Raw genomic sequence first — 21,132 nt, 5'->3', positions numbered from 1 at the left:
TGCAGGCAAAACTGTACATGGATAGCAACTACCATGAGAATATCGACCTGCATGCTATTGCTGATCAGGCTTATTTTTCGCGGTATCATTTTATCAGGTTGTTCAGTAAGATATATGGCAAAACGCCGCACCAATACCTCATTGGTGTGCGAATAGAGAAAGCCCGCCTGATGTTGCAAACCGATATGCCGGTGCAGCAGGTTTGTTTCGCGGTGGGGTTTGATAGTTTGGGGTCATTTACCAGCCTATTTAAACGCTGTATAGGGCAAAGTCCGGCACAATACCGCACGCAGCAACTGGCCCGCGTTGCTGAGATCGGTCGTGCGCCGTTAAAGTTTATTCCTAACTGCTTTGCCCAAAGCAACGGCTGGGTGCAGAATAGCAATTTTCAAGAAGTATAACCTACCTCTTTAACCGACATTTGACAAAAACAAAAACAAAGTCAAATGATCACCAAATTAAACCATGTAAGCATCTTCGTTCTCGATCAGGACAGCGCTTACGATTTTTATGTAAACAAACTGGGTTTTAAAGTACATACCGATGCAGCTATGGGTCCAGGTGCACGCTGGCTCACCGTTACCACGCCCGAACAACCCGACCTGGAAATTAGCCTGATGGCGATAAGTGAAGGAATGATGTTTAAAAAAGAGGCCGCTGCCGCCATGCGCGACCTGGTAAGCAAAGGCACCTTTGGGTTCGGCGTATTTGAGTGTAACGACCTGCAAGCTACTTACGAAGAACTAAAAGCCAAAGGCGTAGAGTTTACCAAAGAACCTACCAAGGAGTTTTACGGTTACGAAGCCCTGTTTAAAGACGATTCGGGTAATTGGTTTTCGTTAGGGGAGAAAAAGTAAATGTGGAAGTAATTATGAAAATGCCATTTCGAATGAGGTTTGGAGAGAATTCTATACGTTAAGATAGTTTGCTCTTAAAAGATCTTTTCTTTCCGTTCGAAATGGCATTTGATCGGTCGCTTATTTCTGCGGCATTTTAAAATGCATATCGTACTCGTCCAGCTTCACTATCCGGCCGCCTTTTAATTGCAGGTCGTTAACCAGGGATATTGAATCGGCTTTGCCTTTGGCATCGGTCCATTTTTGCACATACCATAGGGTTACCCACTCTTCTTTTTTATCTGTGCTTACTACTGATTCCCAATCTTTCATGTCAATTTTCAGGCCTTTCATGCTGGTTGCCATCTCGCTGGTCATTTTAATAAATTGTGCAATCGGGCCTTTAAATTTACCACCGTCATAGTTAAACTCAAGTGTATCTGCAAAGGCTTTCTTCAGGCCGGTGGTATCCATATTTTCAAACGCCTTAAGGGCATTTAGGGCAGTCATGGTATTGGCATGGCTGGTATCCATCATCCAATAATCCGGGTGTTTAATTTTGTAGGGATAGTTTGGCACATCGGCAGCGGCTTTAGTTGCAGTGTCCGAACTCGCTTTAGGGGTGCAAGCGGCCAGTAATAGCGGCATCAGCAATAATAAATAAGATTTTTTCATAATTGTATCGGGTTTAAATTTTATTAATTATTTGTAAGTTAAGTACTTATATTAATAGATTTATGTATTTTAAGTATTATAGTTTATTAACTATTGGTAGAAAAAACGCTGTCTCAAATGGTTAGTTTGGGGTTAAAAACATTCCACAATGTTACCTCAATGTGCAAAACTCATTTACTTCAATAGGGCAACTATAATTATATTTACCCATCCATAATTTTTAGCTGCTAATGAGTGAAGAGTTAGACGCGAACAACGCGCCTTTAGATAAAGAAGATAGTAAACTGCATAACGTAACATCGCTGGATGGGCTGTACGAGAACTGGTTCCTGGATTATGCCTCGTATGTAATACTCGACCGTGCTGTTCCGCATATACACGACGGGTTAAAACCTGTTCAGCGCCGTATCCTGCACTCGCTGAAGGAAATGGACGACGGACGTTTTAACAAGGCCGCCAACGTTATTGGTAACACCATGAAGTATCACCCCCATGGCGATGCTTCCATTGGCGATGCCATGGTGCAGATAGGACAGAAAAACCTACTGATAGATTGCCAGGGTAACTGGGGTGATCCGATAACCGGTGACTCTGCAGCGGCACCACGTTATATAGAGGCGCGCCTGTCAAAATTTGCTAACGAGGTTGTTTTTAACCCCGATACTACCGTTTGGCAGGCCAGCTATGATGGCCGTAATAAAGAACCTATCACACTACCTGTAAAGTTCCCGCTGCTGCTGGCACAAGGAGCTGAAGGTATTGCCGTAGGTTTGGCCACCAAAATATTGCCGCATAATTTTGTTGAACTGATTGATGCCTCGATAGCTGTACTGCAAGGCCAGCGCCCCGACCTGATGCCCGACTTCCCGACCGGGGGTATGGCCGATTGCTCGGCCTATAACGAAGGTCAGCGTGGCGGGCGTATCCGTGTGCGTGCTAAAATTGTGGAGCGCGATAAAAAAACGCTGGCTATTACCGAGATACCTTTCACTACTACTACCGGCGGTTTGATAGATAGTGTTATCGCGGCTAATGATAAGGGTAAGATCAAGATCAAGAAAATAGAGGACAACACGGCTAAGGATGTGGAGATTATGATCCACCTGGCGCCGGGGATATCGCCCGATGTAACTATCGACGCATTGTATGCTTTTACCGATTGCGAGGTTTCCATATCACCCAATACCTGCGTAATTAAAGGCGATAAACCACACTTTATGAGTGTGAACGACATACTGGAAGAAAGTACACTGTTCACTAAAGACCTGTTAAAACAGGAACTGCAGATCCGTTTAGACGAATTAATGGAGAAGATATTCTTCAGCTCGCTACTGAAAATATTTATCCAGGAGGGAATGTACAAACACCCTGATTATGAAAGCTCATCAACTTTTGAACTGGTAGTTGAGGCGTTAACCAAATTATTCACGCCTTTCTTCCCGCAGTTTTACCGCGAGATACTGCCTGAAGATTACAAGAAGCTGATAGATAAGCCAATGAGTAGCATCACCCGTTTCGATTTTAAGAAAACGGATGAGCAGATCAAAAATCTCAACGATGAAATAAAGCAGGTAAAACATCACCTGAAACACCTGACCGAATACACCATTGCCTGGTTTGAAAAACTGAAAGAGAAATTTGGTAAAGATCGTGGCCGTAAAACCGAGTTAAGGGCGTTCGATAGGGTGGAAGCATCGCAGGTGGCGTTGGCTAATGTGAAGCTGTACGTAAACCGTATAGATGGCTTTATAGGAACAGGGCTGAAGAAGGATGAATTTGTAGGCGATTGCTCGGATATCGACGAGATCATTGTATTCCGCGAAGATGGCCGCTTTATTGTGACCAAGGTGCAGGAGAAGGTGTTTGTGGGCAAGGATATTTTGCACGTTGCCGTATTTAAAAAGAACGACGAACGCACCGTTTACAATATGATCTATAAAGATGGTCAAAGCGGGGTATCATACATCAAACGCTTCAGCGTGGTTGGTGTTACCCGCGATAAGGAATACGACCTGACTAAGGGCAGCAAAGGCAGCAAGGTGTTGTACTTTAGCGCCAACCCTAACGGCGAAGCCGAGGTGGTAAACATTCAGCTGAAACCGCATTCCAAGTTGAAGAAGTTGCAGTTTGACGAGGACTTCTCTGAACTGGCTATTAAAGGCCGCGGTTCAATGGGTAATATCATTACCAAATACCCGGTTAAAAAGATCATCCTGAAAAGCAAGGGTGTGTCTACCCTGGCAGGCCGTAAAATATGGTACGATGAGATATTAAAACGCCTGAATGTAGATGGCCGCGGCAAGTATCTGGGCGAATTTGACGGCGAGGATAAAATACTCACGCTATTCGGTAACGGTGTGTACGAGCTTACCAGCTTCGACCTTAACAACCATTTTGATGATAAAATGCTGCTGATAGAAAAATATAATCCTGAAAAGGTTTATACCGTAGTGCATTTTGAGGGCAAATCCAAAAACTATATGGTGAAGCGGTTTGTGTTTGAAAACACGATTATTGGCAAGCAAACCAGCTTTATCAGCGATGAAAGCGGTTCTAAACTGATCCTCATCTCAGGCGCGGCGCAGCCAATTGCTAAAGTTGAGCAATTGAAAGGCAAAACACAAATCCCCGAAACAGTTGAACTTAACCTGGCCGATTTAATTGATGTGAAGGGTATGAAGGCTATGGGTAACCGCCTGTCGGCACATGTGGTACAAACTGTAACATTGATAAGCGAGCACGATGACGATAACGATGTGCCCGATCCGGAACCAAACACAATTGATGATACCGAAATTGTGGTAACACCTGAAGACAAGGCAGTAGCAGATGCGCCACCGGCAAAAAATGTTGAACCTGTTGCCGAACCGACAGATGCTGTAGAGCCAATTGCACATGTAATACCGGATGTGCCAGCAAAAGTAATTGAACCCGCAAAAGAATCGGTGAATTTGGAGCCAAAATTTGTAGCATCACAATCCGGAAAATCTGTGGAATCACCAACAGAATCGGTACAACCGCCCGTAAAGAAAGTTGATTTCGAAATAACCAACCCGGATGATATTGAGATTGATGATAAAGGGCAATTAGGGCTATTTTAAATATACCTATCGGTATGAAAGAGGTCGCAGTTATAGATACGATTACATTATTTCCCAAATTGCACGGGCATTTAATGGAAATGCTGCGCGGACTAAGTACTGACGATTGGCAGCGCTCAACAGTATGCAAAGGCTGGTCGGTGAAAGATATTGTGGCGCATATGGCCGATACTGAACTTAGGATGGTGTCGTTATATCGCGATGGATATACGCCGACGGATATCCCGGTAATTGATTCCTATCAAAGCCTGGTTGATTATCTGAATAAATTGAATAACGACTGGGTACCTGTGGCCAGGCGGTTTAGTCCTGCAATATTGATAAATTGGTTGCAGGATGCAGGGCCGCAATTGCACAAAATATATTCGGAGCTACCACCTTTTGAAAATGCCATATTTTCAGTGGCCTGGGCCGGCGAGAAAACATCACCTAACTGGTTTCATATTGCCCGGCAATACACCGAGCTTTGGCATCATCAGCAACAAATACGATTGGCTATTGACCAAACCCAACCGTTAATGTCGGCAGAGTTATATTATCCCTTGCTGGATACTTTTGTAAGGGCAATGCCGCACACCTACCGTACTATCGAAGCTAAAGACGGGACTACAATAAAACTAACCATTACAGGCGCTGGTGGCGGCAACTGGTATTTAGGCAAGGTATCCGGCGCCTGGCAATTATTCACCGGCGATGATGATGCAGCAACTAATACTGTAATAACTATAAATGGCGAAATTGCCTGGCGCTTGTTTACAAAAGGCATAGCATTACATGAGGCACTGACTCACATTACTATTAAGGGCGAACAAGACTTAGGCATGCCGGCACTTAGTATGTTATCTGTAATCGCTTAACTACATTATAAATTCATTACGCAAACGAACACCAAGTGTAACAGAAGCGAACAGTCGATAATTTATTAATATACTTAAACGGTTTATAATCAGTAGATTGTAAATATGGCATTGTTGTAGTGTTTGGTTAGGTAATTTAATGGATGCAGGCATGTTTAAAAGTTATTTCAAAACCACTTTTCGTTTTTTGCTGAAAAATAAAACCTTCAGCTTTATTAATATTATTGGTTTGGCTACAGGTACATTGTGCTGCCTGTACATATTGTTATATGTACAAACCCAGTTTAGTTATGATAAGCATCTGAAAGATGCGCAGGATATTTATCGTATTACCACTACCCTGCAACTGCGGGGCGACAGACATAATAACGCTACAGCGTCGCCGCCTATCGCGCCAGCTATGAAAAAAGATTTTCCGCAGGTACTGCAATATACCCGCGTAATACCCACGGGTACCCTGGGCTCTAAAGAGCATTTGTTGACTTATAAAGAAAAGTCTTTTTACCAGAAAGATGTTGTTTATGTTGATTCTACTTTTTTTGATGTTTTTACCTATCATTTTGTAAAGGGTAATAGTACTAAGGTGCTTAACGAGGCTTATTCTATTGTACTGTTAAAACCTGTAGCCGATAAACTTTTTGGTAACGAAGACCCTATTGGCAAAACCATCAGCATAGACGACGATGGTGGTAAACACGATTTTAAAGTTAATGGTGTAGTAGATGAAAGCCTGGGCAAATCGCATATTCAAGCCAATTTGTTTATTACTATGCGCGGTGGTGGTATTGGCGCCTATGTGTTGCAAAACAACGTATGGGCGGGTAATAATTTCACTGCATCATACGTAAAATTACGGCCAGGTACCAGCGCTGCAGCTTTAGAGAAACAATTCCCGGCATTTTTGGATAAATACGGCGCCGCCCAAATGAAAAGCCTGGGCATGACCAAGCAATTACACCTGCAGCCGGTTACTTCAATACATACCACAACAGGTTATGAGGTAGAGCTTTCTAAAACCTTAAGCCCATCGTTTCTTTATATCTTATTGTTAATAGCAGTGATGATACAGGTAATTGCCTGCATCAATTTCATGAACCTTTCCACCGCGCGCGCGTCAAAACGTGCTAAAGAAGTTGGTGTGCGTAAAGTTATCGGTGCCGGCCAGGGCGATCTGATCAAGCAGTTTTTGGGCGAATCGTTTTTCCTTGCTTTTTTAGGCGTAGTGATAGCTTTGCCTTTACTGTTGTTAATATTACCGTACCTTAATCAAATTACACGTACTGATATCCAGCTATCCTTTTTTAGTGATTACCGGCTATATCTCACTCTGACGGGGTTAGTTGTAGTGACAGGCTTGGTTGCAGGCAGCTACCCGGCGTTCTATTTATCGGCTTTCCGCACTATTAAAGTTATTAAAGGTAATTTTACCAGTCATGTTTCGGTAGCAGGTATCCGGCGTTCGCTGGTGGTATTTCAATTTGTACTTTCCATTGTACTGATAGCGGGGATCATTGTTATTTACAGCCAGTTGAATTATATTAAAAATAAAGACCTTGGGTTTGAAAAAAGCCAGCGGCTTATCTTTAGTTTTTATACAGGCGATACCCAGAAACAAATGGGCGCTTTTATGGGCGATTTGAAGCAGCTAAGTGATGTAAAAGCAGTTAGTAAAGCTGATAATTATCTGAGCCAGTTTATAGGGCACGATCATGGTATATACCTTGCAGGGGGTAACATGGCCGAAGCCACGGACGCACAAAATATATCTACCGATGAATATTTTGTAAAAGCCAATGGGATAAAAGTGATCGAAGGCCGCGATTTCAGGTTAAATGATTCTAACCGGGTATTAATTAATGAAACACTGGCAAAGCGTTTGGGTATAAAACCAGGCAAAGCATTAGGCACCAGGCTATATTCCAAATATGATAGCCAGGAAACATTTGTGGAAGTTGTTGGAGTAATGAAGGATTTTAACTACAATTCATTGCATGGCGAAGTAAAACCCTTTATGCTGATGTATAATCCAAACCAAGGCAATCTTACATCGCTTATTGTGGCAGTAAATACCACTAATTATAAATCGTTATTAAGCCAAATGGAACAACTGTGGCACAAAGATATTAGCGGCGCTCCTTTTGAATATACCTTTTTAGATGACGCCGTGCAAAAACAATATGAAACAGAAATTACCCTTTCTAATATCATCAATTCGTTTACATTAATGGCGATACTTATTTCATGCCTTGGATTATTTGGTTTGGCTGCCTTTAGCGCAGAACAACGGAGTAAGGAAATAGGCATACGTAAAGTATTGGGCGCAAGCATTCCTGCTATTGCCGGCCTGTTGTCAAAAGATTTTCTGAAACTAGTTATAATTGCTTTTGTTATTGCTACACCTATAGCGTGGTGGGGCATGGGCCAATGGCTTCAGGGTTTTGTTTACCGTGTAGATATTAGCTGGTGGATGTTTGCTTTGGCGGGGTTAATAGCGGTCATTATATCACTAATTACTGTAAGTTCACAAGCCTTAAAGGCTGCATATGCTAACCCCGTAAAAAGCTTACGTACCGAATAAAGATAAATAAGGGCGGGGTTATTATACTTCGCCTAAATAAACTTCTGTTTGATATTGCACACTAACTGTTTCATTTTCCTGGTGACGGTTGAAGATATCTTTTAGTTTATGCAGGAAGGTTTCGCCTTCGGGCGTTGCCTGGGCAGGGACGTATGATGAGGAAAAGGCTCGGCCAATTAATCCGGCTTCATCAAATACCTGCACATTAGGGAATTTACTAAACTGATATTGGCCATCCTTAAAAAATGCTGTAAAATCGGCTTCGGTAAGATTTTGGTGATTTACCCGCTTATAATCTGACGATTCCTGACGCAGCAGAAATTCATAGTCAATGGAAAATTCATCAGCTTCAATTTGCCTATTATTCCATATTAGCGCTACTTTACCGCCAGGTTTTAATATCCGTGCAAATTCTACTCTGCAGCGCTCTGCATTAAACCAATGGAAGGCCTGGGCGCATGTCACCATGTCAATACTGCCGGCTTGTAGGGTTGTCGCTTCGGCAGTTCCATTAATGCTGTGATAACGTTTATGGTCCCCTAATTGGGCATCTGCTGCCTGGCGCATGTCGCCATTAGGCTCCACAGCATAAACGGTATATCCCTCATCCAGCAAAAGCCTTGTCAAAATGCCTGTACCTGATCCAATATCGGCGATTTTAGAACCGGTTTTAAGTCCTCCATCATTGTGTAATAATTCCAACACCCCAACTGGGTACCCAGGACGATATTTAATATAATTATCAACCCGGTTAGAGAAACGTTGTGTGGAATCAGACATCGAATGATTTAAATACTGATATAGTAACTGGCATCAAACACATGGCCGTGTTCCAGTTTTTGTATACCATCTTTGTTTTTAAACTCTACAGGTGCGCCTGCATTATCAGCATGGCCCAGCCAGGGTTCAATACATACAAAGTCAGCCTCGGGTTTAGCCCATATGCCCAGGTAATTAAAATGCGGGAACTGTACCGTTATGCTTTCATCGTGTTTATGGCTGCGTATAGTTACCTGGCGCGATTTCATATGTTTAAAAACCAGTGCATCATTAGCAAACAACTTATGATTTAAAGCCAGGTTCTTGCCATCAAGTTTAGTAGGTTTTGTTTCGCCCGAAAAAGTCCCTTCGGGGGTTAATAAATGTTCGGTTAATGGTTCTTCAGTTTCAAATTCCAGGTAGTAATCATCATAGTTTTCGCCTTCATGAAAAGGGACATTAAAAGCCGGGTGGCCGCCTACCGAAAAGTAAATTGTTTTATCGTCAAGGTTGATTACTTTGAAGGTAACGCGTAACGCATTATCAATCAAATCATATATCACATGAAAGTCGAACTTAAATGGATACATTGCCAGCGTTTTTTCGCAGTAAGGCAACGAAAATTTGGCATGTGTACTGTTAGTTTCAATTGGTAAAAATTCCGAATACCGGGCAAAACCGTGGCGTTGTGTAATTTCATACGGTTTGCCATCAACAATAATTTGATTGTTAATAAGTGTGCCAATTACCGGGAAAAGAGTAGGCGAGTGCCATGGCCAGGCTTCACCGGCCTGCCACATTAGTTCTACTCCGGTTGCTTTATTAATTAATGATGATAGTTGGGCGCCTTTGGTATCAATAGCGGCTTTTAAAAATTCATTCTCAATAACGATCATATTGTAAAGGTTTGTGCCAATATATCACTTTACAACACTTTAATCGCTATCATGTTTCTTTTTCTTTTCCAATATAACAAAGGCGCTGCGTTTAGGCGCGGGCATCTCCGAATCCTCACCTTTAACCGATTTCCATACTACCTGATTCAGATCCAGATCGGGTACTTCATCCTCATCGGCCAGGTCAAACGCTTCAGATCGTTTACTACTTTTATTTACTGCCATATTCCGGATATTTAAGCTCACACCCGGGGCTTTTAAAGTAAATGGGGTAAAGTCGGGCTTATTGGTGAAGCAATCATATAATGGCATGGCTGCCGCGTCATATTGGCTCATCGGCGGTAAGCCTAATATTAATTCCATAGTGCGCAAAACACCTGAAGTAGAGTACATGCTGTGTACTACAGCATTTCGTTTTACATATGGGCCAACTACATAAACCGGCGAGCGGTGCGCATCTATATGATCGGGGCCGTTTTGGGCATCGTCTTCAAGTATAAACACTACCGACTCTTTCCAGATAGGACTATGTGATAAGTGTTCAACAAATTTTCCTACAGCCAGGTCATTATCAGCTACAGCTGATATAGGTGATATTTTGCCTTTCTTTTGTCCGCTGGTATGGTCGTTACAAATACGCACAGTGTTAAACTGCGGCACCTGGTTAATACTTAACAACGAATCAAAGTCATGTGCCCAGGCATTATAACGCACCTGGTCTGTAATATCCAGATTAAATGTAGGCGAATGCGGGCAAGCGTGGCCTTTAAGCGATTTTAGCCTGGCCCTGTCATGGTCTGCAAATTCACCATAAGTACGATAAGTAACGCCTGCACGCTGGCAAAAATCCCAAATAAAACCATCGCGCGGGTTAGCAATATGCATGGCACCCTCAGCACCATAAGCGCCGCCGCGTTTACCGTAACTGGTTGGCCAGGTTTTTTCTAAAAAATCGGTAGCATAAGCGCCCATGCTCCAGTTGTGCCCATCAGCACTAACTTCAGCATCTACATAAAAATTATCAGCCAACACAAATTCATTCACCAAAGCATGCTGATTTGGGGTTACTTTGCGGCCAAAAATACATAACGCACTATCGCCCATGCCTTGTTTTACATCACCCAAAACCTGGTCGTAAGTGCGGTTCTCTTTGATAATGTAAAACACATGTTTTATAGGCGATTTATCTCCCAGTTTACGCGGAATAGGATTTCCTTCCAGCCCCTGCGCAAGATTTACCTTATCGTTAGTGAACAAAGCATTAGCATAAACCTGTTTAGTGTAAGCCTTTAATTCATCGCCCGATGGCGCATCGATAATGGACATGGTGCCTTTAAACAAGCCTGCTATGTATTGGTCACGCTTATTGGTTGATCCTGTTTGATAGCCGTCGTCTGATTTTCTTAAAGGTTGCGGGCCTCTTGGATTGGCCATAGAGGTGAACCCCTTACCATTGGATACAAAAATTTGGTTGCCCAATGTTTTTACGTTGGTAGGGTACCAGCCTACAGGTATAAAGCCCATGCTTTGGCTGCTGCCGGGTTTGGTTACATTAAACACCGCCAGGCAATTGTTATCGGCATTGGCAATGTATAGCATCTTTTCATCCGGCGATAAAGCCAGCCCGTTAGTAGTTGAACCGGTTAACGTTGTAGGGTATAAAGCGGTTGAAAATGTTTCAATTACCGCGTCTGTAGATGTATTAACTACCGAAACAGAATTGTCATTGGCGTTAGCTACGAACAGGATTTTACCATTTTTACTCAGCAAAAGTTCGTTAGGGTGGTCCCCGGTTTTAATATGCCCGGTAATTTTTTGGGTTTGTGTATTATAGATAATTACCTCCTGATTTCCCCAAACAGAAACATACAAAGTTTTTTCATCCGGCGATAAAAGGCAATCATAAGCCTCGGCTGGTAGCTTTGTTTTATTCAGGATACTTTTTTTGCCTGGATCTATAGTGTAGATGTAATTATCTTCTTTTGTCACCGCGTATAGCTTGCTGCCATCTTTAGTAATAACCAAGCCTGCCGCGCATATTTTTTCATCCGGCCAGGGTTTGCCAAGGCTGATGGTATCGGCTTTGCCCAGTTTATTGTTTTTGATAGGATAAACTACTATGCAATTCTTGTTACCGCCTGCTGCGTATAACGTTTTCTCATCATTGCTAAACACCAAACCATACCATGATTGATCTATTACCCGCGTATCCAGTATCTTCTGTGCTTTGGCGTCTATTAATTGTATCGACTGTGTGCTTTGCCCGTTATTGGTAACTGCCAGATATTTCCCTGATGATGAAAGCTGAAGGTTTAAGGGCAAATCGCCAAGTGGTAGTGAGGCGTGGCCGGCGGGACTTAGTTTCCAGCCATTGGGCAATAATACCTGGTTCGTCCCGGTTATTTTACCAGGTAGCTGCGCCAGAGATATTTGGAAGAAACAAACAATTAAAACGTAAGTAATGGAAAGTTTTTTAGACATAATAGTAGCAATGAGTAATCAAAGCTAATAAAATGAAACGAACAAATGACGTGCTGTTGATTAAGTTTCTGTTAAATCATTAATATGTTACAAAGCACGGTGTAAAACTTAGTGAGCAGTTTTTATAGTAGAGCGGATGACCGAATCTTTTTGCGCCTGTGTAAGTTTATAGTCGAATTTATATAACGATCCTTCCCAATCTCCATATGATGGATTGGGTAATACAATATATTTGCTGCCAAAATCCTTTATCAGTTTTTTTGTATTTTCTTCACGCATTTGTTCGCTGGGGTGGTTATCATATAATGCATTAAAGTCGGCCAGGTTATCGCCGCATAATAAAACGATGGTGTATTTTTTTAGTACCTGCTGCCTGCGCGTTTCTTTGCTCGATGTGTTGGTTTTTAGTAGTAAGTGCGCATTGTCAGCATTGGGGAGGTGATAAAGTTGTAAATTTTTCAGGGTGCCAGCCCGTTCGTCCTCATCGCGGTTGGTAATGTAAAAAACAGTTACGCCTTTTGATGCTGCATATTTAAAAAAAGCAGGGGCGCCTGGTACGGTATCAGCAATGCCCTGGCTGGTCCACTTTTTCCAGTCTTTGGTATCAAATTCCTGATTGTTGATCGCAGCGCGTGCATCTTCGGGGCTGTTGTCTAACAATGTCTCGTCGATATCGGTAATGACAGCCAGCGGTTTGGTATGTTTATGTTTTACAGCTTCGGCAACACGCAGGCAGGCTATATTATATGCCTGGAAACACAGCGCTTTATATTCGGCAGAACGCTGTTGCCAAAGTGATGACCAGGTTTTTCCACCGTTGGCTGTGGATAACTTTTGAGACTGACCTGAAGAATTTATAGCAACGCAAATTAATGCCGTGCAAATAGCGAACTTGATTTTCATAAATCGGATGCGAGGTAAAGTAAATACCTAATAATGATAAACAGCTACCGCATTTTCCTGCAGGCTTTGCGCTGTTAACTCTTCAATAAAAGCCGAAAGGTTGTAGCCAGCCATGCTGGCGGCTTGTTCGATAGTAACTTTTCCGGTATCATATAGCCTGGTAGCCACAGCCGTTAAAACATCTTTTTCAGATATTTTTAATCCCTCAGGAAGGTTAATATTCAAAGTTTGCACAGTCAAATATAATAATAATTGACAATTACAACAATTCTGGTTTAATTTTTTCCACAAATTCTTTAATAAACTTATTTAGTTTGGGTTGTATTACCACCATGCAGTAGGGTTTCAGGTTATTATCGTTATAATAATTTTGGTGATAATCCTCGGCTTTATAAAATACATCTGCTGAAACCACCTGGGTTACAATAGGTTTATCAAAAACATGCTCATTAGTAAGTTTAATGATCATATCCTTAGCTTGCTGCCGTTGCTCGGCGTTGTGATAAAATATAGCCGAGCGGTATTGTGTACCTACATCATTTCCCTGCCTGTTAAGTGTAGTTGGATTATGAGATTTAAAGAAAGCCAGCAGTAATTCATTATAAGTGATCTCGTCCGCATCATACTCAATCTCAATAGCCTCGGCGTGGCCGGTATCGCCATTGCATATTTCCATATAGGTAGGGTTGCTGGTTTGCCCGCCAGTATAGCCTGATGTTACAGACTTAACCCCTTTAAGAATTTGAAAAATGGCTTCTGTACACCAAAAACAGCCGTTTGCAAAAGTTGCTTTTTGAATATTCATATGCTAAATTAACCACAAATTGGTAACATTGGTTTACTAAACCGTTGTTGCGATTTACAATAAGCCCGATAATTACTTTTACATGATGTTTAAAGCATCTGCCTATATTAAAATAACAGTATTGTTATTAGTGTTTTGCAGCAGGTTATTTGCGCAAAGCAATACGTCATTTTTAGATAGTATTGTAAAACACGCTGGTTACTACAGTATTAAAAAATCAAATCCGTTGATGTTTGTGCATCTGGATAAAACTGTATATATCAATAATGATATGATGTGGTTTACCGCTTATTTATTGGGCGAAAAATCAAAGAATATACAAAAGCACCAGGTTTTATCGGTAGCGCTGGTAAACAACAACGATCAGAAAATAGCGGTGCAGGGAAAGTTTGCCATGGCGTCGGGTTTGGCTTACGGCAACATAATGATCCCCGATACTGTTCCGCCTGGTAATTATAGTTTTATAGCCTATACTAACCGTATGATAGCTGGCAGGCCCGAAGCATATTTTGCGCAAGCTATTACCCTTAAAACAGCAGCGGACCCAGTATTTAGTGTTGAATTGGTGCTGGATACCTTATATAAAAGCCCCGAAAATGTGCGTATACTACTGAATACCCGGAGTAAACAAGGCCCGCTTGCCGATGCTGCCATAAGTTATTACTTGGGGAAAAATTCCAAAACGCGCATCGCCGGTAAGGCAAAAACAAATGTAATAGGCAGCTATACCTTAATTATACCCAAGGATCATATAACCACGGCACAGCATAATTTAGAAGTGCAGGTAAAATCAGGTTCGGAAACTAAAACCCTTCATCTAAACATCCCCATAAAGCATAATGTGGCAGATGTAAGATTTTACCCGGAAGGCGGCCACTTGGTTGTTGGTTTGCCTGGCAGGGTAGGCTGGGAAGTTAAAACGCCGGGCGGAACAGCTATTAAAACTACGGGGGTATTATATGCCGGTAAAAGTCCGATAGATACTATTGTTACTGATAGTTACGGGATGGGGGCGTTCTATATAAATCCCTTAGCCAAAGTAAACTATACAGTGCGCCTGTTGCTGGATAATGTGGCAGATTCGATATACAGGTTGCCAATTGCCCTGAATGATGGTTTAGTTATACGCATGACTCAAGCCCTGGCTAATGATACACTGAAATTTCAGTTAAAAAGCAGGTTTAATGGCAGGGTTTATTTACTGGTACATAATTATAAAGAAATATTCTCATTTACCGTAATAAACGGTTCGCAAAAAGGACGGTATATAAAAATAGCATTAACTGATATTCCGAGAGGTATCAACACCATTACAGTGCTGGATAGCCTTGAAAGGCCTTGCGCAGAACGCTTGTTTTTCGCCCATTATAATCAGCGCCCGCGATTGAGTATCACAACAGATAATAAGGAACCGGGTACGCGCCAAAAAATGCATATCAAACTACGAATCAATAATTCGGCAGGGAAACCAGATAATGGCATCGTATCGGTAGCATGTGTGCAGGATAACCGTTTTGAATTGAAGAATGATAATAACATTGAGCACTATGTTTATCTGCAAAGCGAGCTGGATAATTTACCTGTGAAGGATAACTTGATGGGCAATGAAGAACTTGATCATCAATACCTGAATGAACTGATGCTGGTGCGTGGTTGGAGCAAATACAAATGGCCCGAACTGGTACAATCGGCGCCGGCGGATACTGCAAAGAAATATAACGACCTGCTATTTGGCGGTGTGGTAACTCATTCGCAAAGCACATTGAAAAAACCTGTACAATTAGTGCTGATGAAAGATTCGGCAGGGATTGTCACTGTTGATAGTGATAACAAAGGCATATTCGCGTTAGATAACAAGACTGTTTATACCGTACCCGATAAAAAAGCGAGGCTGATCGTCAACGGAAAAAGCGATGAGTATGAGATCAAGGTCAACGACCCTTATATTGATGTGAACAAAACTTTGGCTAAGAATACAAGCCCCGTAATGTTTGATGAACCCATTGTACAAAACACAAAGGAATTGGTGCTTAAAGGATTAGAGCATGCTACCAGTTTAAAGGAAGTGGTTATCAAATCATCAAACAACAATTTCAGACATGGTTTTGGTTTCAATTCAAATGCTTGCGGTGATTATGTTTGTAAATTCCATATCCTAAATTGCCGAAACCATACTACCGACCCAGAGAACCATCCGCCGGTGCAGGGCGAAATGGTGATGCAATCCGGCCTAGGATTGTCGCCATACCATGGTTGTGCAGATGGTAGCCCTACAGCGGGAATGTTAACCTTCCAGGGTATATATACGGCTAAAGAATACTATGGTGCAGATTATGCTTTAATTAACCCAACCGAGCCGGATTATCTTTCAACCATTTGCTGGAAACACATGGTAGTCATTAATTCTGGTAAAGAAACCGATATCTCATTTTATACCAGCGATATAACCGGTAAATTCAGAATAGTAGTACAAGGTATCACCAACGAAGACGTGGTGTATGCCCAGGATACCTTTGTAGTAAAGAAAAAAATGCCTTAAGGGCACTGATTATAAACTTGCGAAATTTTTAGACGCCGTAAATTAATTACACTTTATTTATACCTTAGTGTCAACTATACAATTATTAATCTAAAATCTATGATAATGCTATCTACCAAAACTTTTACATTAAAAAGCCGACTGTTGCTTTTAGCCTTAGTGCTATTATCTGCAATAAAAGGCTACAGTCAGCAAACGCGCTCTGTTGCTGATTTTGACCGTGACTGGCGTTTCCATTTAGGCGATGTAAGCGACGGGCAAGAGGTATCAACAACAGATAACAATTGGCGCAAACTTAACCTGCCGCACGATTGGAGTATCGAAGGCGAGTTTAGTAAAGATAATCCCGCCACACCAGAAGGCGGTGCGCTACCAGGTGGTATAGGCTGGTATCGCAAAACATTCACCATTCCGGCTGCATCCAAAGGCAAAGAGGTGTATATAGACTTTGACGGCGTTTACCAAAAAAGCGATGTATGGGTAAACGGGCACCATTTAGGCTTTAGGCCTAATGGCTATATCTCCTTCCGGTACGAATTAACGCCATATTTAAAATATGGACAACCGAACGTTATTGCAGTAAAAGTGGATAATAGCAGCCAGCCAAACTCACGCTGGTATTCGGGTTCGGGTATATACCGCAATGTGTGGCTGGTAACTACAAACAAAGTAGCTATTGATCATTGGGGGACATTTATCTCAACTCCAAAAGTTAGCAAAAATGAAGCTACCGTAAATATGCAAGTTAAGCTGCATAATGCCAGCGGTAAACCCCAGCAGGCAACGGTTACCACTGCTATTTATGATGCAGCCGGTAAGCTGCTGAAAACGGTAACCAATAATGTAAATATTGTGGATAGTTCTGCAACAGCAACCCAGCAAGCCAAGGTGTTGGCACCTATGCTTTGGTCTGATGTGCACCCGTATCTTTATAAAGCTATAACTAAAGTATCATTGGGTAAAACCTTAACAGATATCTATACGACAAATTTCGGTATCCGTTATTTTGATTTTGATGTAGATAAAGGGTTCAGCATAAATGGCGTATCCGTAAAACTGCGCGGCGTTTGCGATCATCACGATCTGGGCAGTCTGGGAGCAGCCATTAACTATCGTGCTTTGCAGCGCCAGTTAGAAATACTAAAAGATATGGGTTGTAACGCCATTCGCACATCTCATAACCCGCCCGCGCCCGAATTGCTTGATCTTTGCGATAAAATGGGCTTTTTTGTAATGGATGAGGCCTTTGATGTTTGGGAGCGCGCAAAAAAGAAATATGATTATAGCCTTTTTTTTAAAGAATGGCATAAACGCGACCTGGAAGACCAGATATTGCGCGACCGTAATCACCCCAGCGTAATAGTATGGAGCATTGGTAATGAAATACCAGAACAACGCCGTCCGATAGCTGCGGATATAGCTAAAGAGCTGGCCGGTATTATACATAACCTTGATAGAACACGGCCTATTACTACAGCCAATAACAATCCCGATACATCAAATAAAATTATCAGTTCCGGCGCAATAGACCTTGCCGGTTATAATTATCATTATAAAGATTACCCAACATTTCAGCAACGTTATCCTGGTAAAAAATTCATCGGTACCGAAACAACTTCGGCTTTGGAAACGCGCGGCTACTATGATATGCCGCCAAATATTGACAGCATACGCCGCTGGCCTGTTAAAAACAACTATAACGACCATGTGAACATGAACCCGGACAACACTGTTTCAGCTTACGATAACGTTTCGGCACCATGGGCATCAACACATGAGGAAAGCTGGAAACCGATAAAGAAATATCCGTTCCTTTCAGGCATGTTCATCTGGACTGGATTTGATTACCTGGGCGAACCTACACCATATACCTGGCCTTCGCGCAGTTCGTATTTTGGTATTATTGACTTAGCAGGTTTTCCTAAGGATGTTTATTACATGTACCAAAGCGAGTGGACTGATAAAACAGTACTGCACCTGCTACCACACTGGAACTGGCAAACTGGTAAAACTATCCAGGTTTGGGCTTATTACAACCATGCCGATGAAGTTGAACTTTTCCTGAATGGTAAATCATTGGGTAAAAAGGCTAAAAAAGGGGATGACCTGCATATTTCATGGGCAGTACCATTCCAGCCGGGTACATTAAAGGCTATATCTTATAAAGATGGGAAAACCGTTAAAGTTGCAGAGATACACACCGCGGGCAAGCCAGCCAAAATTGAATTAGTAGCTGACAGGAAAACCATTAATGCTGACGGTAAAGACCTGTCATTTATTACAGTTAAAATACTGGATAAAGACGGCAACCTTGTACCCAATGCTGATAATAAGGTTGATTTTAAAGTAAATGGCAGCGCCTTTATTGCCAGTGTTGATAATGGTGACCCGGTAAGTCATGATCCGTTTAAGGCCAACTATCGCAAGGCATTCCATGGACTGGCGCTGGCTATCCTGCAATCGAACGAGAAAGCCGGCAATATTACCTTTACCGCTACCGCCGATGGCTTGGCCCCGGCAGTGTTGACATTGCAGGCCAAATAATAATAAGTTTATAGTTGCGACTGCGAATGTAATACAATGATAGTAACAGATGCCCTCTCCTTTGGAGAGGGTTTGGGCGAGGCTCTAACAAACAAAAGCCGCTCTGCATTATGCAAAGCGGCTTTATATTTAGCCCGTTTGGGAAGATTATTGTTGTTCTTTAGCAGGGTTACGATAGTAAACCTTATCTTCTAAAAACTCCTGGATAGCAACCAATGTTGGTTTCGGCATCCTTTCGTAGTGTTTAGAAATTTCAATTTGCTCGCGGTTTTCAAAAACCTCTTCCAGGTTATCGTTAGATGAAGCGAACTCCGATAACTTTTGGTGTAACTCCTCTTTAATGTTGTTTGATATTTGGTTAGCCCTTTTAGACACAATCACAATCGATTCGTAAATGTTGTCTGTTTTTACGTCAAGCTCACGCAAATCGCGGGTTACGGTGCTGTTAGCTACAGATGGTTTATTAATAACGTTTGTCATATCTTTATCTATCAATTATTAGTTTGGTATCTTTTGCGAATTGTTTTTCTCTGATGGTAGTGAAGTTTTATTTCCAGTACTATCTATCTTCGCTAATTTACGGTAATATTTCGCGTTTTTTTGTATATCAGCATAATAGGTTTTTACATCCGTTATACCTTGCTGACTATCTTTTTTCAAAGCCGCAGCTTCTTTTAAATATTTACTGGCAGGATATTTTTCAGCAAATTGGTCTGCAAATGAAATAGCCTGGTTAAAGCGTTCTTCCTGGCGCGCCTCGCTGCTGTTTTTAGCATACAAATACTGCGCCTTAATAGTTAAAAATTCCAGCTCCTCGGCATATTTCGTATCAGGGTAATCGCGTAGGGTATTGCCAAATGCAATCACCGCCGATTGATAATCCTGTATAGTTAAATACAATTTAGAATTCGCATAAGCTTTATCTTCCAGTTTATCACGTAAATCCTGTATCAGTTTACTGGCCTCGGCTACACGGTCGCTTTTAGGATATAGGTTGATGAACAATTGTAAGGCCTCAATAGCCTTGGTAGTGTTTTCCTGGTCAAGCGTGTAGTTAGGCGAATCAAGATAAAAACAATAAGCGGCCATAAAACGGCACTCTTCAGCTTTTGGGCTGCTCTGATAGTTTTCGGCAAAGTTTTTAAACTGGTACCTGGCCGATGTAAAGTCTTTTAATTTATAGTTTGTATAAGCATAATAATAAAACAGGTCCTCGGCAGCTTCGCGGCCACGGTAGCGTGGTGCCAGGTCGTCGAACAACTCCAGCGCTTTACTATATTCCTTTTTATTATATAGCTTAATAGCTTCCTGGTATTTTTTCAAGTTGTCGTTCCCAGCCTTAAGCTTTTCAAATTTACTTTTACAGCTCCCCAGCACCATCATTATAGCAACCGACACACTAAAAAATACGAGACTCAGTTTTTTAAACATTTTGCAAAGATAGTTGATTAATACAAATCAGTCAATTATTTATTTGGCTACTAATATATAAAGGTATAATCGCTCCTTTGGTATGTATAAGGGGCATTTAACATCTTTTAACAGTAATAGTACAACCAACCGGATGTAAATAAAACTTACTGTAGTCGTAGAAAATGCATTATTAATAATGCCTATTATATAAGGTGTAAATACAGCTATATAATATAGATATGTTTTGTAAAGCAGGGGCAGTGTTATTTCGGTACCGGTAGCCCCGCTTTCCGCTGCAAGTCCTCCTTCGTCCGGGCTTTCCGCTGCAATCGGAGTTTAGTTTCAGCGGATGTTGCTGTTAATTGTAATAGGGATACACATCTTTCGGACTTTCCGACTTACCGTCTTCGGACCTTATGCCAAATTTTTTCTCTCTTATTTGCAGCGTGTTATAAATACAATAAGTAAATAGTTGCGCTAACATTTGTATAATCAAAATTCATGCGTACCTTTGCAGCCCGCAAATAAGGAAAGCGGGACGTTCTCTGAAACTAAGAAATAACATTTAAAGCTTGAAAAAAGTTTAAAATAAATTTCACAGAAAGCAAAAAAGGTTATACCTTTGCAACCCGCAAACGAAGGAGTAAAAGTGTTGAAAAACGCTGGGAAACGACGAAAGGGATCACTTAAAAAATAAGTGAAAATAAATTTTGAGAATGTAAAAAAGGTTTCTACCTTTGCAGTC

Annotated in this window: 17 protein-coding genes; 7 read left to right on the top strand and 10 right to left on the bottom strand. The window is 41.7% G+C overall.

Annotated features, from left to right (window positions below; genetic code table 11):
* Positions 1–17: 17 nt before the first annotated feature.
* Together IRJ18_RS12915 and IRJ18_RS12910 are read left to right on the top strand one after the other, a co-directional pair.
* Positions 18–401 carry a helix-turn-helix transcriptional regulator gene (locus IRJ18_RS12915; protein ID WP_228072845.1) on the top strand — a complete coding sequence of 128 codons (384 nt, stop codon included), beginning with the start codon at positions 18–20 and terminating at the stop codon, positions 399–401.
* Positions 402–446: 45 nt separating this feature from the next.
* A complete protein-coding gene (locus IRJ18_RS12910; RefSeq protein WP_194106741.1) occupies positions 447–857 on the top strand; it encodes a VOC family protein in 411 nt (136 codons plus the stop codon).
* Positions 858–977: 120 nt separating this feature from the next.
* On the opposite strand, the gene IRJ18_RS12905 is transcribed toward IRJ18_RS12910, so the two are convergent.
* Positions 978–1,511: a nuclear transport factor 2-like protein gene (locus IRJ18_RS12905; RefSeq protein ID WP_194106740.1), complete on the bottom strand. Its 534-nt coding sequence runs from the start codon at positions 1,509–1,511 to the stop codon at positions 978–980.
* 230 nt (positions 1,512–1,741) lie between these two features.
* Between IRJ18_RS12905 and IRJ18_RS12900 the strand changes: the two genes are divergently transcribed.
* The 3 genes from IRJ18_RS12900 to IRJ18_RS12890 all read left to right on the top strand — a co-directional run bounded on the left by IRJ18_RS12900 (position 1,742) and on the right by IRJ18_RS12890 (position 8,047).
* Positions 1,742–4,612, top strand: a complete 2,871-nt coding sequence (locus IRJ18_RS12900; RefSeq protein WP_194106739.1) for a DNA gyrase/topoisomerase IV subunit A — start codon at positions 1,742–1,744, stop codon at positions 4,610–4,612.
* Positions 4,613–4,626: 14 nt separating this feature from the next.
* The gene (locus IRJ18_RS12895; protein ID WP_194106738.1) at positions 4,627–5,469 is read left to right on the top strand and encodes a maleylpyruvate isomerase N-terminal domain-containing protein; all 843 of its coding nucleotides are present in this window, start codon (positions 4,627–4,629) and stop codon (positions 5,467–5,469) included.
* A 151-nt stretch (positions 5,470–5,620) separates the two neighbouring features.
* On the top strand, positions 5,621–8,047 hold the full coding sequence (locus IRJ18_RS12890; RefSeq protein ID WP_194106737.1) for an ABC transporter permease: 2,427 nt from the start codon (positions 5,621–5,623) through the stop codon (positions 8,045–8,047).
* 21 nt (positions 8,048–8,068) lie between these two features.
* On the opposite strand, the gene IRJ18_RS12885 is transcribed toward IRJ18_RS12890, so the two are convergent.
* The 6 genes from IRJ18_RS12885 to msrA all read right to left on the bottom strand — a co-directional run bounded on the left by IRJ18_RS12885 (position 8,069) and on the right by msrA (position 13,891).
* Positions 8,069–8,827 carry a class I SAM-dependent methyltransferase gene (locus IRJ18_RS12885; protein ID WP_194106736.1) on the bottom strand — a complete coding sequence of 253 codons (759 nt, stop codon included), beginning with the start codon at positions 8,825–8,827 and terminating at the stop codon, positions 8,069–8,071.
* Between the two features lie 8 nt (positions 8,828–8,835).
* Entirely contained in the window at positions 8,836–9,702 is an 867-nt protein-coding gene (locus IRJ18_RS12880; RefSeq protein ID WP_194106735.1) for an aldose 1-epimerase family protein, read from the bottom strand.
* A 39-nt stretch (positions 9,703–9,741) separates the two neighbouring features.
* Entirely contained in the window at positions 9,742–12,183 is a 2,442-nt protein-coding gene (locus IRJ18_RS12875; protein ID WP_194106734.1) for a bifunctional YncE family protein/alkaline phosphatase family protein, read from the bottom strand.
* A 108-nt stretch (positions 12,184–12,291) separates the two neighbouring features.
* A complete protein-coding gene (locus IRJ18_RS12870; protein ID WP_194106733.1) occupies positions 12,292–13,086 on the bottom strand; it encodes a 5'-nucleotidase, lipoprotein e(P4) family in 795 nt (264 codons plus the stop codon).
* 27 nt (positions 13,087–13,113) lie between these two features.
* Positions 13,114–13,311 carry a UPF0175 family protein gene (locus IRJ18_RS12865; RefSeq protein WP_194106732.1) on the bottom strand — a complete coding sequence of 66 codons (198 nt, stop codon included), beginning with the start codon at positions 13,309–13,311 and terminating at the stop codon, positions 13,114–13,116.
* Positions 13,312–13,345: 34 nt separating this feature from the next.
* Complete coding sequence (gene msrA, locus IRJ18_RS12860) at positions 13,346–13,891, bottom strand: peptide-methionine (S)-S-oxide reductase MsrA (RefSeq protein ID WP_194106731.1); 546 nt, start codon at positions 13,889–13,891, stop codon at positions 13,346–13,348.
* Between the two features lie 82 nt (positions 13,892–13,973).
* Between msrA and IRJ18_RS12855 the strand changes: the two genes are divergently transcribed.
* Positions 13,974–16,430 carry a hypothetical protein gene (locus IRJ18_RS12855; RefSeq protein WP_194106730.1) on the top strand — a complete coding sequence of 819 codons (2,457 nt, stop codon included), beginning with the start codon at positions 13,974–13,976 and terminating at the stop codon, positions 16,428–16,430.
* Positions 16,431–16,535: 105 nt separating this feature from the next.
* Complete coding sequence (gene galB, locus IRJ18_RS12850; RefSeq protein ID WP_194106729.1) at positions 16,536–18,974, top strand: beta-galactosidase GalB; 2,439 nt, start codon at positions 16,536–16,538, stop codon at positions 18,972–18,974.
* Positions 18,975–19,121: 147 nt separating this feature from the next.
* Here galB and IRJ18_RS12845 read toward each other — a convergent pair whose 3' ends face one another.
* From IRJ18_RS12845 to IRJ18_RS21025, 3 genes are all read right to left on the bottom strand, one after another.
* Entirely contained in the window at positions 19,122–19,454 is a 333-nt protein-coding gene (locus IRJ18_RS12845) for a DNA-directed RNA polymerase subunit omega (RefSeq protein WP_194106728.1), read from the bottom strand.
* An 18-nt stretch (positions 19,455–19,472) separates the two neighbouring features.
* Entirely contained in the window at positions 19,473–20,405 is a 933-nt protein-coding gene (locus IRJ18_RS12840; protein WP_194106727.1) for an outer membrane protein assembly factor BamD, read from the bottom strand.
* Positions 20,406–20,879: 474 nt separating this feature from the next.
* Positions 20,880–21,132: hypothetical protein (locus IRJ18_RS21025; RefSeq protein ID WP_228072844.1), on the bottom strand; the 253-nt coding region annotated here is incomplete at its 5' end.

Origin of the sequence: Mucilaginibacter boryungensis, from assembly GCF_015221995.1 — a bacterium.
GTDB classification, from domain to species: Bacteria; Bacteroidota; Bacteroidia; order Sphingobacteriales; family Sphingobacteriaceae; genus Mucilaginibacter; species Mucilaginibacter boryungensis.
This window is presented reverse-complemented; position numbering and strand designations above follow the sequence as displayed.